The sequence below is a fragment of the Nonomuraea aurantiaca genome (assembly GCF_020215705.1).
Classification (GTDB): domain Bacteria; phylum Actinomycetota; class Actinomycetes; order Streptosporangiales; family Streptosporangiaceae; genus Nonomuraea; species Nonomuraea aurantiaca.
Genome location: NZ_JAIWNB010000002.1, coordinates 205,769 through 219,450 on the forward strand (window position 1 = coordinate 205,769; position 13,682 = coordinate 219,450).

Annotated in this window: 11 protein-coding genes; all 11 read right to left on the reverse strand. The window is 66.8% G+C overall.

The features are described from left to right. Nucleotides 1-63: 63 nt before the first annotated feature. The 11 genes from LDL49_RS06705 to LDL49_RS06755 all read right to left on the reverse strand — a co-directional run bounded on the left by LDL49_RS06705 (nt 64) and on the right by LDL49_RS06755 (nt 13,614). Nucleotides 64-441 carry a mCpol domain-containing protein gene (locus LDL49_RS06705; protein ID WP_225290043.1) on the reverse strand — a complete coding sequence of 126 codons (378 nt, stop codon included), beginning with the start codon at nt 439-441 and terminating at the stop codon, nt 64-66. Between the two features lie 43 nt (nt 442-484). Next, complete coding sequence (locus LDL49_RS06710; RefSeq protein WP_225290044.1) at nt 485-1,543, reverse strand: hypothetical protein; 1,059 nt, start codon at nt 1,541-1,543, stop codon at nt 485-487. Nucleotides 1,544-2,341: 798 nt separating this feature from the next. Continuing rightward, nucleotides 2,342-3,565 (reverse strand): acyl-CoA dehydrogenase family protein, encoded by a 1,224-nt coding sequence (locus LDL49_RS06715; RefSeq protein ID WP_225290045.1) that lies wholly within the window; start codon nt 3,563-3,565, stop codon nt 2,342-2,344. A gap of 53 nt (nt 3,566-3,618) precedes the next feature. Continuing rightward, a complete protein-coding gene (gene recD2 / locus LDL49_RS06720) occupies nt 3,619-5,733 on the reverse strand; it encodes an SF1B family DNA helicase RecD2 (RefSeq protein WP_225290046.1) in 2,115 nt (704 codons plus the stop codon). Between the two features lie 90 nt (nt 5,734-5,823). After that, a complete protein-coding gene (locus LDL49_RS06725) occupies nt 5,824-7,587 on the reverse strand; it encodes an ABC transporter substrate-binding protein (protein WP_225290047.1) in 1,764 nt (587 codons plus the stop codon). 20 nt (nt 7,588-7,607) lie between these two features. Further along, a complete protein-coding gene (locus LDL49_RS06730) occupies nt 7,608-7,871 on the reverse strand; it encodes a DUF2160 family membrane protein (RefSeq protein ID WP_263654703.1) in 264 nt (87 codons plus the stop codon). A gap of 11 nt (nt 7,872-7,882) precedes the next feature. Further along, nucleotides 7,883-8,725, reverse strand: coding sequence for a carbohydrate ABC transporter permease (locus tag LDL49_RS06735; RefSeq protein ID WP_225290049.1), 843 nt, complete (start codon nt 8,723-8,725; stop codon nt 7,883-7,885). A 5-nt stretch (nt 8,726-8,730) separates the two neighbouring features. Next, nucleotides 8,731-9,690 carry a carbohydrate ABC transporter permease gene (locus LDL49_RS06740; RefSeq protein WP_225290050.1) on the reverse strand — a complete coding sequence of 320 codons (960 nt, stop codon included), beginning with the start codon at nt 9,688-9,690 and terminating at the stop codon, nt 8,731-8,733. Next, nucleotides 9,687-10,802: an ABC transporter ATP-binding protein gene (locus tag LDL49_RS06745; protein ID WP_225290051.1), complete on the reverse strand. Its 1,116-nt coding sequence runs from the start codon at nt 10,800-10,802 to the stop codon at nt 9,687-9,689. The genes LDL49_RS06740 and LDL49_RS06745 overlap by 4 nt, the downstream gene beginning before the upstream one ends. After that, the gene (locus tag LDL49_RS06750) at nt 10,795-11,886 is read right to left on the reverse strand and encodes an ABC transporter ATP-binding protein (protein WP_225290052.1); all 1,092 of its coding nucleotides are present in this window, start codon (nt 11,884-11,886) and stop codon (nt 10,795-10,797) included. Before LDL49_RS06750 ends, LDL49_RS06745 begins: the two co-directional genes overlap by 8 nt. Nucleotides 11,887-12,102: 216 nt before the next feature. Continuing rightward, nucleotides 12,103-13,614: a golvesin C-terminal-like domain-containing protein gene (locus LDL49_RS06755; RefSeq protein ID WP_225290053.1), complete on the reverse strand. Its 1,512-nt coding sequence runs from the start codon at nt 13,612-13,614 to the stop codon at nt 12,103-12,105. Nucleotides 13,615-13,682: the final 68 nt, after the last annotated feature.

A 13,682-nucleotide genomic window follows, 5' to 3' on the forward strand; every position in this document is an offset into this window, starting at 1 on the left:
GGCGGGATAAGTCGGGCGCGATAACGATCGCCGGTGTGCGGTGGACAACGGTGTCAGAGCTGATTAGCTCTGACAGACCTCTGCATCTTCCGAAAACCGCACGATCTTACCCTTTCCGGTGGTTTTAGCCATGCGGAGCCCGATATAGCACTCCCTAAGACTAGGGCCGATGCCAACAGAGAAGGAGAAGTCGCGGATATTTTGAGATTTCATGAGCGCTGTAGACAGAGCTTCGACCGAGTTTTCTGTCACTTCTAACAGAATACTGTCCCCCCCGATCAAGACTACCTGCACGCCATCAATGCCTTCTGCGACCGCAGCTAGCGACCGGATGGCAGCGTCGATCGCATTCGAGGATGCAACAAAAGCGGCGATGTCATTTCGTAGGAGATTTCGTTCCATTCTCCCCCCTACATCGTCGCCATCAATCAAAAGGAACATTTGCCAGAACCCGCATTAGGAGCCTCCGGCGAAAGCGGTGCTATCATATGCGATCGATCACTTTGCTCGAGAATGGCATAAGTGCACCAAGGGCGAATGCCAGAGAGGTAGGAGCTGATATAAAGAGCCGCCCCTCGGGGGTTGAATTATAGGAACTTTCTTGAGTGGCCAAATATAGGGTCCAGTCTTGCACGATCTTCCTCAGCAGCTCGTTGTATGCAGCGCCGTCATTCGGAAAGGCTGGCGCGGTGCACTCCAGAATAAGAGCAGTTGAACAAACATCATCAGGGCCAACCAGGTACCTAGTCTGTTCGGATGACGCACCACGAGCAGCAGCAGTTGCTTCCTCGATCATGTTCGGAGTATCGGCGATTTTCAGAACTAAAGCGTGGCGATTCGCCTGGCTTGAGTCCTGCCTCCCGAAATTGATAGGTTGCTGTCGGATCATCGACCCGAGATGATAGCGCTCAGGCGTGGTTTCCGGGCCATCCAAGGTCACCTTGAGCGAGAGTGGCGGGAGGCCCGTCTGGGCCTTAGATGTAGGTACTTGCTGAACGACGACATTATCGAACTCGAATATTCTAAGCTGATCCCCGTGGCCTCGATTGAACGTCTGCTGCCCAAGCCGGAAAGAGCTACTTAGATTGCACGCCAGATAGAAATGTATGGTATTTGACTTCGAGTAATGCTCTTCCTTAAGCCTCGATTCTATCACTCGTTGCGTTAGATTAACGCGGTCTATGCCCGTCAAGCTAGGGTTCAGTTCATCGACGTTGATATAGAAGAAACTTAGGTGCTGCCCTTTTGCGACCGTCGACTGTTCTAGTAGCTTGTTTTCCGACCAGTTGGACGTGGGGGTTGGTTGCAAGAAAACCGCAATTCCCACGCCACTGCGACTATTGATGCTGATCCAGCTCGCCGCCAAAACGAGGAACCCAGCCACGAAGATTACGCCGAGAGTAATGTTTTGTCCCGGGATAAGCTTTAGAAGCTCCGGTAGTGTTCCTGCAACAAGCGCGGATCCCAGAGCGGCGATCAGAACCCTGATAGCGTTCTTATCTTCGGATGCCTTGCGGAATGCCCTCTTGAATGCGCGCATCATTCTGTGCCTCAGGCGAGTGAGAGTTTCAAGGTGTGCCACGATGTATAGCTAGCGGCACATCCTAGTACTACAAGCCGCCACACGCGGAGGAGACGGTGACATCGGAGGAGGAGTTGGACGGCTGAACCGAATGTGCGAGAACCCCGCACTCGACTGGCCCCCTTCGCGTGACGCAACGGCATGAGTGGTTCGGCTCAACACCTCGACCCTGTGACCGCGAACTGAGTGACGTACTGCGTGACAGCCGGCATGGACGGTCACGGACGCCGGCGCACGTTCCGGCATTGTTTGTACAGGCCAGCCATCCACGTAACACGCCGGGGAACTGGTGCTCGAATTGCTTCGCATCGAAGGGGTTGGGTGTTCGAATCCCCTCATCTCCACCCAAGCGGTGTTACTCGAACATTGCTCGTCGAGAGCGGTGGCGAGTAGCGCTGATGCGCCAGTAGCGGCGGAAGCCGTGGTGATGCCGCCGCTCTTGCTTTTCCGGCGCTGTTGAAGTGCAGAAATGAGGCTAATGACTCGGGCGGCTCGTCGGTCGTGCGCCCAGCAGAACGGAGGTCGGGTCGGCCGCCCGCCCATCCGCGCCGCCTGCTCGCCTGGCAGTCGGGCGGGTCGGGCCCGCTCGTCACCTTGGCCGGCCCGCCTCCTTGGGCGACCCCGCCGTACTTCGGCGGAGGCTTGGCCGGAGAAGGGGGAAGTGCCGTCGTCGACCACTCGCTGTGCCGCCCACGGTGTCGCCCGGCGGAAGGCGGGCCACCCTCATCGCCCCAAGAGCCCTCAGCCCCTGACGGCGGGTCACAGGGGGAGACCGCCGGTGGCTGCGGCGGTGGAGCCGGTGTCGCGGTAGGCGGCGATCGTCCGTTCGGCGATGCGCATCTGGTGGATCTCGTCGGCGCCGTCGGCGAACCTGGCCCAGCGGGCGTGCTGGAACATACTGGCCAGCGGGGTGTCGGTGGAGTAGCCGAGCGCGCCGTGCACCTGGATCGCCCGGTCGATGATGCGGTTGAGGCTGTTGGCCACGAAGTGCTTGGCCATCGACACCTCCGTACGGAAGTCCTCGCCCTTGTCGATCTTGTACGCGGCGTGCAGCACCATCAGCTTGCACTGGTAGAGCTCCATGGCCGAGTCGGCGATGAGCCACTGCACCCCCTGCTTGTCAGCGAGGACGGAGCCGTGGCTGTATCTGCTGAGCGCGCGGTCGACCATCATGTCGAGCGCCGTCTCCGCCTGCGAGATCCAGCGCATGCAGTGAGCCAGCCGGGCCGGGCCCAGGCGGTATTGGCCGAGGCGGTGGCCGTTGCCCCGCCCGCCGAGCACCTGGTCGTCGGGCACCCGCAGGTCGGTGATGACGATCTCGCTGTGGCCCGTCGAGCCGTGCATGGTCTCGACCTCGCGGATGTCGTTCCAGCCCGGCGAGGGCAGGTCGACGAGGAAGGCCGTGTTGGCGCCCCGCGCCCCTTCGGGCAGGTCGAGCTCGGTCCTGGCGATGAGGATGGCGAAGCCCGCCCGGCGGGCGTTGGAGATGAACCACTTGTGGCCGTTGATCACCCACTCGTCGCCGTCCTTGACCGCGCTCGTGCGGATGAGCGTGGGGTCGGAGCCGGCGACCTCCGGCTCGGTCATCGCGAAGCACGACATCGTGCTCCCCTCAAGCAGGGGGCGCAGGTATTTCTCCTTCTGCGCGTCACTCGCCCAGTGCAGCAGCGTGTGCATGTTGCCCTCGTCGGGCGCCATGCAGTTGAGCACCCACGGCCCGAGCCGGGTCTTGGCCGCCTCCGACTGCACCATGGCCAGCTCGACGTGGCCGAGCCCCATGCCGCCCCACTCCTTCGGCATGTGCGGCAGCCACAGCCCTTCGGCCTTGGCCTTCTCGCGCAGCCGGAAGATCGTCCGGAGATAGGCGGCGCGGTCGCTCTCCGGCACCTCGTCGACGGCCGGGATGACCGTGCCCTGGATGAAGGCCCGGACCCGGTCGCGGATCTTCTCGTGCTCGGGGGCGAGGGTGAAGTCGATGGCCATGGTGCTCCTTCGGGGGATGTCCGGCCAGCAGATGGGCCGGACGCCGGGTGGTGTCAGGCCAGCAGATGGGCCAGACGCCGGGTGAGGCCGGTGTTGCGGCGGTCGCCGAGCCGGGCGACCGCCAGCTCCAGGGCCTTGCGCTCGCCGACCAGCACCACCCACGACCGAGCCCGCGTGACCAGGGTGTAGAGGAGCCGGCGGCGCAGCATGATGCCGCCGGACTCGGCGACGAGGGGCGCGACCACGAACGGGTATTCGCTGCCCTGCGAGCGGTGCACGCTGATCGCGTAGGCGTGAGTCAGGTCGTCGAGCTCGTCGAAGCCGTAGGTCACCGTGTCGCCGTCGTCGATGGCGATCTCCACGAGCCGCTGCTCCTGGACGATGCCGGTGATCGTGCCCGTCTCGCCGTTGAAGACGCCCTTGTCGTAGTTGTTGCGGATCGGCATGACCCGGTCGCCGACCCGGAAGGCCGAGGCGCCCGACCAGTGCTCGGCCCGTCCTTCCCGGGCGGGGTTGAGCCGCTCCTGGAGCCGGCGGCCGAGCTCGGCGGTGCCCGCCACGCCCTTGCGCATCGGGCACAGCACCTGCACCTGGCCCGGCTCGACGCCCTGCTTGCGGGGGATCGCCACCGTCGCCAGGTGGACGACCCGCTCGGCGACGGCCTCGGGGTCGTCGAGCTCCTCGAACCAGAAGCCGCCGCCGCCCGGGATGCCGGGCAGCCGCCCGGCCCGGATGCGGTGGGCGTTGTGGATGATGCCGCTGCCGTCGGCCTGGCGGAAGACATGGGTGAGCCGTACGCGCGGGATCTCCTCGACCCGCAGCAGGTCGGCCAGCACGCTGCCGGGCCCGATGCTGGGCAGCTGGTCGCTGTCGCCGACGAGCAGCAGGTGGCTGCCCGACGGGATGGCCGAGGTGAGCCGGGTGGCCAGGTGCAGGTCCAGCATGGACGCCTCGTCGACCACGATCAGGTCGGCCTGCGCGGGCGTCTGGTCGAACAGCGCGTCGGGGTCGGGCTCGTGGGCCAGCATCCGGTGGACGGTCATGGCCGGCAGCCCGGTGAGCTCCGACAGGCGCTTGGCCGCCTTCCCGGTGGGCGCGGCGAGCGTCACCCGGCCGCCCATCGCCCGCGCGGTGGCCGCGATGACCCGCACCGTGTGGCTCTTGCCACAGCCCGGACCGCCGGTGAGGACGGAGACGGTGCTGGTCAGCGCCATGGTGACGGCCGCGCGCTGGTCGTCGTGCAGCTCCGGGTCCTCCCGGAAGTCGCGCATGGGCAGCGTCGAGCGGGCCTGCCAGAGCCTGTCCAGGTGCTCGGCCAGCTTGAGCTCGCGGCTGTGCAGCTCCTTGCCGTAGACCACGATCTGGTCGGGCGTCGCCTCGACGACCACCCGCCGCTCGGCGGTGAGGGCGTCGATCATCGGCCGTACCACGTCTTGATCCTGCTCGACGAGCTCGGCGGTCTGCGTGAGCAGGGCGGTGAGCGACAGGTAGCAGTGGCCGCCCCTGGCTGCGGCCGTCTCCAGCCGGTCGAGCAGCGCCGCCTTGATCCGCTGGGGGCTGTGCTCGGGCACCCCCGACTGGAGGGCGATCTTGTCGGCCGTGCCGAAGGCGATGCCGCGCACCCGGCCGATGAGCTGGTAGGGATCGGAGGTGACGATCTCCGCCGAGTCGCGGCCGAAGACCTGGAAGATCTTGGCCGCGAGCAGCGGGCCGACCCCGAAGCCCTGGAGAACCACCATCAGCGCGGCGATCTCCTTCTGCTCCCGCCACGCTTCCAGGATCTGGCCCTGCCGCGCCGGGCCGATGTTGACGACCTCCCTGAGCCGCTCGGGCTCGGTGTCGATGACGGTCAGCGTCGCCTCGCCGAAGTGGCCGACGATGGCCTGGGCGAGCCGCGGGCCGATGCCGCGGATCAGGCCGGAGCCCAGGTAGAGCTGGATGGCCCGGGTGGTGGACGGCACGATCCGCTCGCACGCCGTCACCGTGAAGCGCCTGCCGTGGCGGGGGTGCTCGCCCCACTCGCCGGTGAGCTCGAGCGTCTCTCCCGGCTGGACGCCGGCCAGCGCGCGGCCGGCGGCGACGAAGGAGGGGGTGGTCTCCGCGCTCATCCGGGCAACCGTGTATTCGTCCTCGCGGACGTATACGAGCTGCTCGACAGAGGCCTCCACGGCACTGATCCAATCATTCGCGCTTACTGGCCGCGTAGGCACACTAAGAGAGGGGACCGACAGATTACCCGCCGGTCCCGCGGCGACTGATCAGCCTCCGGTCTTCCACTGGGCGATGAGCTTGTCGTAGTCCAGCGTCGCCGGCTTGCCGCGCTCGTCGGCCAGCTTCGGCACCGGGGCACCGGGCTGGTCCAGCCAGTACTGGGCGGCCTGCTCCGGGTTCAGCTTGGGCGCGCAGTTGCCGCCGCGGCGCTCCAGCCGGGACAGGATGTCGTCCTGCTGCTTGGCCAGGTTGTCCATCGACTGCTGAGCGGTGGTCTCACCGGTGACGGCGGTGGCGACGTTCTGCCACCAGAGCTGGGCGAGCTTCGGGTAGTCGGGCACGTTGGTGCCGGTCGGCGTCCACTGCTTGCGGGCGGGCGAGTTGTAGAACTCGACCAGGCCGCCGTACTTGGCGGCGTTCTTGGCGAAGTAGTCGCTCTTGATGTCGGAGTCGCGGATGAAGGTCAGGCCGGTGATCGACTTCTTCAGCGAGACCGTCTTCGACGTGACGAACTGGGCGTACAGCCAGGCCGCCGCCCTGCGCTCCTTGGGCGTGTTCTTCAGCAGGGTCCAGGAGCCGGCGTCCTGGTAGCCCAGCTTGTTGCCTTCCTTCCAGTAGACGCCGTGCGGGCTGGGCGCGACGCGCCACTTCGGCGTTCCGTCGGCGTTGACCACCGGAAGACCCGGCTTGGTCATGTCGGCGGTGAACGTGGTGTACCAGAAGACCTGCTGGGCGATGTTGCCCTGCGCCGGCACCGGCCCGGCCTCGCTGAAGTTCATGCCGGCCGCCTCCTTCGGCGCGTACTTCTTCAGCCAGTCGACGTACTTGGTCAGCGCGTACACCGAGGCGGGCCCGTTGGTGTCGCCGCCGCGGGTCATCGAGGAGCCGACCGGGCGGCAGTTCTCCACCCTGATGCCCCACTCGTCCACCGGCAGGCCGTTCGGGATGCCCGGGTCGCCGTTGCCGGCCATGGACAGCCACGCGTCGGTGAAGCGCCAGCCGAGCGAGGGGTCCTTGCGGCCGTAGTCCATGTGGCCGTAGACCTTCTTGCCGTCGATGGTCCCGTTGCCGTTGACCTTGTTGGTGAAGAAGTCGGCGATGTCCTCGTAGGCCGCCCAGTTGACGGGCACGCCCAGGTCGTAGCCGTAGGCGTCCTTGAATTGCTTCTTGTACGTGGGATTGGTGAACCAGTCGTAGCGGAACCAGTAGAGGTTGGCGAACTGCTGGTCGGGGAGCTGGTACAGCTTCTTGTCCGGCCCGGTGGTGAAGCTGGTGCCGATGAAGTCGTTCAGGTCGAGGGTGGGCGAGGTGACCGCCTTGCCCTCGCCCGCCATGTAGTCGGACAGCGGGAAGACGTAGTTGCCGCGGAAGTGGGTGCCGATGAGGTCGGAGTCGTTGACGTAGGCGTCGTAGATGTTCTGGTTGCCCTGGATCTGCGTCTGCAGCTTCTCGATCACGTCACCTTCCTGGATCAGGTCGTGCTTGACCTTGATCCCGGTGATGTCGGTGAACGCCTTGGCGAGTTTCTGCGACTCGTACTCGTGGGTGGTGATCGTCTCGGAGACGACGTTGATCTCCATGCCGCGGTACGGCGCGGCGGCCTTGGTGAACCAGTCCATCTCCGCGAGCTGCTGGTCCTTGGACAGGGTGCTCGGCGTGAACTCGCCGGCCACCCACTTCTGTGCCGCCGCCTTCCCCTGGGCCTCGGTGAAGTTGCTCTTGGGTTTCTGCTCTCCGGACGAGCAGCCGGCCGCTATCAGGACGAGCGCGGCCAGGCCGACCGCCGTGGTCTTGCCCAAAGGACGTTTCATCGCCTCAATGCCTCCTTCTGTCAGCCCCAAATCCCGATCACGATCGTCACCAGGAGCGCGCACGCCAGAGCCAGCCACATGGACAGGTCGGTGACGGCGATCCAGCCGGCGAGTACGACGGCCGCGCTGATCAGGCCGATGTACAAGCGGTCGCCACGGTCGGTCTCGATGCGCAAGAAGCCGCGCCGGGCCACCGGGGGCGAGAAGTGGCCCCAGATCGCCATGCCGCACAGCAGCAGCGCCAGGCCGACGAAGACCAGGGCCGTCGGGAGGGTCCACACCATCCACTGCATCGTCAGACCCTTCCAAGTGCGAAGCCCTTAGCCACGTAGTTCCTGACGAACCAGATGACGATGGCTCCGGGGATGATGGTCAGCACGCCCGCCGTGGCCAGGAGGCCCCAGTCCACGCCGGCCGCGCTCACCGTCCGCGTCATCGTGGCGGCGATCGGCTTGGCGTCGACCGAGGTGATGGTCCTGGCGATGAGCAGTTCGACCCAGCTGAACATGAAGCAGAAGAAGGCGGTGACGCCCACCGCGGAGCGGATCATCGGCAGGAAGATCCGCAGGAAGAACCGCGGCAGGGAATAGCCGTCGATCGCCGCCGTCTCGTCTATCTCGCGCGGTATCCCCGACATGAATCCTTCGAGGATCCAGACGGCGAGCGGGACGTTGAACAGCATGTGCGCGATGGCCACGCCCAGGTGGGTATCGAACAACCCCACGCTCTGATAAATCTGGAAAAAGGGCAGCAGGAACACGGCCGGCGGCGCCATGCGATTCGTCAGCAACCAGAAGAACAGGTGCTTGTCCCCGGCGAACCTGAACCGGGAGAAGGCATAGGCGGCCGGCAGCGCCACGATGAGCGACATCACCGCGTTCAGTGACGTGTAGATGATGGAGTTCAGGTAGCTCGAATACCAGACCGGGTCGGTGAAGAAGGTCCGGTAATTGTCGAGCGTGGTCCGCTGCGGAATGAGCGAGAAGCTGCCGAGGATGTCCTCGTTCGGGCGGATGGACATGCCGAACATCCACAGCAGCGGCAGCATCAGGGTGGCGGCGTACAACCAGAACACCGCCCGCGCCCACGGCAGCTGCCGCCCGGCCCGCCGCGCCACGGCGACCTGCTCCTCTGCCATCGCGGTCACCTCCCTGACCTGGTCAGCACGGTGAAGAAGACGTACGAGACGATCTGTACGACGAGGAAGTACAGCAGCGAGAAGGCGCCCGCCGGCCCTAGGTCGAACTGCCCGACGGCGACCTTCGACAGCAGGATGCTCAGGAACGAGGTGGCGTTGCCCGGCCCACCACCCGTCACCACGAACGGCTCGGTGTAGATCATGAAGCTGTCCATGAACCGGAGCAGGATCGCGATCGTCAGCACCCCGCGCAGGCGCGGCAGCTGGATGTGGCGGAAGGTCGACCAGGCCGAGGCGCCGTCGATCTGCGCGGCCTGGAAGTAGGGGTCGGGGATCGACCGCAGCCCGGCGTAGGCCAGCAGCGCCACCAGCGGCGTCCAGTGCCAGATGTCCATGATGAGGACCGTGATCCAGGCGTCGGTGGAGTCCAGCGTGTAGTTGAAGTCGATGCCCAGGACGTTGTTGATCGTCCAGCCGCCCAGCCCGATGTCGGCGCGGGCGAAGATCTGCCAGATGGTGCCCACCACGTTCCACGGGATGAGCAGGGGCAGCGCGACGATGACCAGGGCCACCGACACCCAGACCCCGCGGCGCGGCATCGCCACCGCGAGCGCCACCCCGAGCGGGATCTCCAGCAGCAGCACCTGGGCGGAGAACAGCAGGGTCCGGACGAACGCCGCGCGGATCTCGGGGTCGCGGGCGACGGACCTGAACCACTCCAGCCCCACGAAGATCCGGTCGTCGGGGCTGAAGATGTCCTGGACGGAGAAGTTGACGACGGTCATCAGCGGGATCACGGCGGTGAAGGCCACCGACACGACGACCGGCAGCACGAGGAGCCAGGCGCGGTTGTTCTTCGGCTTGACGCTCACCCGGCTGTCGGGCGTGCCGTCCTGCGGGGCGGCGCCGGTGACGATCTCGCCGCCCACCGGGCTGCCCGCGACGGTGACGCTCTGCTCGGTCACGATGCGCCCTTTCCATCGAGCCCGTCTAGCGGTGAGATGGACCCGCACCTGACCGAGTCCCTGAACAGGAACGCGCGATCCGGTGCGAAGTGCAGGAACTCCTCGGTGTCCGGGGCGAACCGGGTGTCCGCCTCCGTCTTGGCGATCATCGGGTGGCCGCCGGCCCGCACGTGCACGAGGTTGTAGGCGCCCATCCGGTCCACCCCCGTCACCCGTACGGGCAGTCCGGGCGAGGCTCCTTCGCCGCCGAGCCGGGCGAACTCCGGCCGCACCCCGATACGCACCGGCCCCGGCTCCAGCTCGTCCTCCTGGTCGCTGACCGCCTGCCCGACGTCCGTCTCCGCCACCCTGACCACCCCGCCGGCGATCTCGGCGGGCACGACGTTCATGCCGGGCGAGCCGATGAAGTGACCGACGAACTCGTGGGCGGGCGACAGGAACAGCTCCGTCGGCTCGCCCGCCTGCACGATCGCGCCCTCGTTGAGCACCACCACCTCGTCGGCGAAGGTCAGCGCCTCGGTCTGGTCGTGGGTGACGTAGATGAGCGTGTGGCCGGTGTCGCGGTGGATCTCCTTGAGCTTGCTGCGCAGCGTCCACTTGAGCGCGGGGTCCACGACGGTGAGCGGCTCGTCGAGGAGTACGGCGGCCACCTCGGAGCGGACCAGCCCGCGGCCCAGGCTGACGATCTGTTGCCGGCCCGGGTCCAGCCGCCGCGACCTGCGCTTGAGGTGATCGTCCAGGCCGAGGAGCTGCGAGACCCGGCGGACCCGCTGGTCGATCTCCGCCTTGGGATACTTCCGGTTGCGCAGCGGGAAGGCCAGGTTGTCGTAGACCGACATCTCCTCGTACAGCACCGGGAACTGGAAGACCTGCGCGATGTTGCGGCCCGCCGTCGGCACCGCCGTCACCTCGCGGTCGTCGAAGAAGATCCGTCCCACGGTCGGGGAGAGCAGCCCCGAGATGATGTTCAGCAGGGTCGTCTTGCCGCACCCGCTCGGGCCGAGCAGCGCGTACGCCCGGGAGCTCTGCCAGGTCCACGTCATCGGCCGCAGCGCCCAGGTCCGGCCGCCGTCGTAGCTGTGTCCCACGCCTTCGAGCCGGATGTCAGCCATGCAGGTCGACCTCCGCGGCCGAGGTGGCGAGCAGGCGCCCGCCGGCCTCGTCGAAGACGAAGATGTGCGCCGGGTCCACATAGGCCATGGCCCGCTCGCCGGGGGTGAAGAGCTGGGGGCCCGGCAGCTGGGCGACCAGGTGCCGCCCGTCAACGAGCAGCAGGTGCAGGAAGGTCGAGCTGCCCGTCACCTCCGCGAGCCTGATCTCCGCCGGGAACTCCAGCACGCCGGCTCCACTCCGTTGGATCGTCACCTGGTGGGGGCGTACCGCGAGCACGACGTTCCGCCCGGAGGCGTGCGCGCCGGGGGAGGGGAACGAGCTGCCCAGGCACTCGATCCGGCCCTCGCGTACGACGCCGGGCAGCAGGTTGAGCGGCGGATCGCTGAGCGTCGCGGCGACGGCCAGCGTCGGCGGCTGGGCGTACATGTCCGCCACGTCGCCCACGTCCAGCACCCGGCCCTCGCCCAGGACCACCGTCGGGGAGGCGAAGGTCAGCGCCTCGGCCGGGTCGGCCGTCGAATAGAGGACCACACCCGGCGAGTCGAGGAACATGTTCTTCAGATCGCTCCGCAACTGCTCGCGGAGCTTGAAGTCGAGGTTGGCCAGCGGCTCGTCGAGCAGCAGCACGTCGACCGGCCGGGCCAGCGCGCGGGCGATCGCGGTGCGCTGCTGCTGGCCGCCCGACAGCTCGGCGGGCCGGCGGTCGAGCAGGTCGCCGATGCCCATGATTTCGGCGACCTCGCGCACCCGCCGATCGATGTCTTTCTTGGGAAAGGAGCGCGCCATGCGCAGCGGCGAGGCGATGTTCTCGTAGACCGAGAGCGAGGGATAATTGATGAATTGCTGATAGACGAAGGCGACCGAGCGTTTGCGCACGGAAATAGCCGTTACGTCTTTTCCGTTCACCACGACCCGCCCGGCGTCGGGCGGAAGAAGCCCCCCGACGACCCGCATCAGCGTCGTCTTCCCCGCCGCCATCGGACCGACGAGCGTGGTCATTCCGCTGGATAATTCGAGGTGAATGTCGTGCAGCCAGGTCTCCCCGCGCTGCCGTACGCGGACGCCGTCAAGAACCAGCGCCATGTGCACGAGCCTCCTTGCCGGAGTGCGATCGACGGCCGCGCCGCCCCGAAGCGTGGTCGGTCAAGACCCCTCCATCTAACATCCTTTGCCAGGACGTGCAAAGAGGGAAGTTTCCATTGGTCCACTTATTAGCGAATGGGCATATATTTATCGACGTTTATTTGGCCGCGGCGAACAAGTACGGCCCGTGCGATCGGGCACGGGCCGTACCAGATCTCAGACCTTGCTGATGCGGACGGCGTCCGCGATGACGAGGCCGGTGCCGGAGGTCCACCGGCTGACTCCCACGACGTTGGCGGTGCCCGCGGCGAGAGAGAAGGTGCCCAGGCTCTTCCAGCTGCCGCCGCCGGAGCGTTGGTCCACGTACACCGTCTGGTTGCCGCCGGAGGCGGCCACGATGTACGGCGCGGAGCTGTTGTAGCCGGGATCGTCCGGATACCAGACCTCCACGCGGTAGGTGCCCGCGCTGGGGATGGTCGCCTGATACCAGGCCGGGTCGCTGGCGGCCACGGGGTCGGCGAACCGGTAGTCGGCGCCGTAGCGCTGGGTGGAGTAGGTGGAGGTGCCCCAGTTCGCGCTGGCGGTGAACTGGCCGGAGGTGGTGTTGTCGACCGTGGTGGTCCACGTCGGGGTGCCGCCGCCACCGGTCACGTAGCTCATGTACGTGGTCCAGTTCCAGTACGGCCCCGGGTCGGTGTGGTCGGAGCCGGGCACCTCGACGTGGCCGATGATGTGGCTGCGGTCCTTCGGGATGCCGTACTTGTCGCAGATGTACTTGGTCAGCGCGGCCGAGGAGCGGTACATCGCGTCGGTGAACCACGAGGACTCGCTGACGTAGCCCTCGTGCTCGATGCCGATGGACCGGGTGTTGTACGACCAGTTGCCGGCGTGCCAGGCGATGTCCTTGTCCCGGACCATCTGGGTGATCGCGCCGTTCGACGACTTGACCACGTAGTGGGCCGAGACCTGGGCGCTGGGGTTCTGGAACCAGGAGATGGTCCCGGCGTAGGAGCCCTGCGTCACGTGGATGATCACCCGGTCGATGGCGTAGCTCGACTCGCGGCTGGAGGCGGTGTAGTTGCTGGAGCTGGCGGCCGCCCAGGTGGCGTCCGGGTAGTCGGGGCTGGCCGCCTCGGCGGCGCCGAACGCGCGCGTCTCGGCGTACCGGCCGCGGTCGGCCGTCACCTCCTGTGGCGCCACGCGGACGTCCTTGGCCTGGAGGCCGAGGCCGAGCAGCTCGTAGACGGCGTCGGCGTAGAGGCGGGCGAGCTGGGGCGAGGCGGTGTTGCCGTACTTGGCCACGGCCTCGTACCAGCGGCCGGGGTCCTTCCTGGCGGCCTCGTCGAGGCCGAGCTCGTCGGCGTTGGCGCGCAGCAGCGCGGCGCCGCCGAGGATGTTGGCCGCGGTGTCGGCGCGCAGCTTCTTGACCGGCAGCCCGGTGAGCCCGGCCGCCTTCTCCAGCGCCTTCGTGGTGGGGTTGCTGACCAGGTGCATCACGCCGTATCCGCCGCTGGCGCTGGGCTCGCCGTTGTGGGCGTCGAGGTGGGTCTCGGCGTAGGCGAGCGCCACGAGCAGGTCGCGGGGGACGTCCTGGGCCGCGGCGGCGCGGGCGAAGGCGTCCGAAAGCGGCGTGTCCTTGGCCGCGACGGCGGGCTGACCGGCGAGGACCAGGAGAGCGGCGAGGACCGAGGAGACGAGAGCCGTTAATCGCTTGGGGGAGAGTGACATGGGAGCTCCCTCGTTATGGGTCGACGGCTGCACAGTAAGCCGGTTCCTGACAGATGTCGATAATTGAC

What these genes read in the sequence shown, in the direction of transcription:
- LDL49_RS06705 (WP_225290043.1), bottom strand. Translation starts at nt 441, where the DNA reads ATGTTCCTTTTGATTGATGGCGACGATGTAGGGGGGAGAATGGAACGA.
- LDL49_RS06710 (WP_225290044.1), bottom strand. Translation starts at nt 1,543, where the DNA reads ATGATGCGCGCATTCAAGAGGGCATTCCGCAAGGCATCCGAAGATAAG.
- LDL49_RS06715 (WP_225290045.1), bottom strand. Translation starts at nt 3,565, where the DNA reads ATGGCCATCGACTTCACCCTCGCCCCCGAGCACGAGAAGATCCGCGAC.
- LDL49_RS06725 (WP_225290047.1), bottom strand. Translation starts at nt 7,587, where the DNA reads ATGAAACGTCCTTTGGGCAAGACCACGGCGGTCGGCCTGGCCGCGCTC.
- LDL49_RS06730 (WP_263654703.1), bottom strand. Translation starts at nt 7,871, where the DNA reads ATGGTGTGGACCCTCCCGACGGCCCTGGTCTTCGTCGGCCTGGCGCTG.
- LDL49_RS06735 (WP_225290049.1), bottom strand. Translation starts at nt 8,725, where the DNA reads ATGGCAGAGGAGCAGGTCGCCGTGGCGCGGCGGGCCGGGCGGCAGCTG.
- LDL49_RS06745 (WP_225290051.1), bottom strand. Translation starts at nt 10,802, where the DNA reads ATGGCTGACATCCGGCTCGAAGGCGTGGGACACAGCTACGACGGCGGC.
- LDL49_RS06750 (WP_225290052.1), bottom strand. Translation starts at nt 11,886, where the DNA reads ATGGCGCTGGTTCTTGACGGCGTCCGCGTACGGCAGCGCGGGGAGACC.
- LDL49_RS06755 (WP_225290053.1), bottom strand. Translation starts at nt 13,614, where the DNA reads ATGTCACTCTCCCCCAAGCGATTAACGGCTCTCGTCTCCTCGGTCCTC.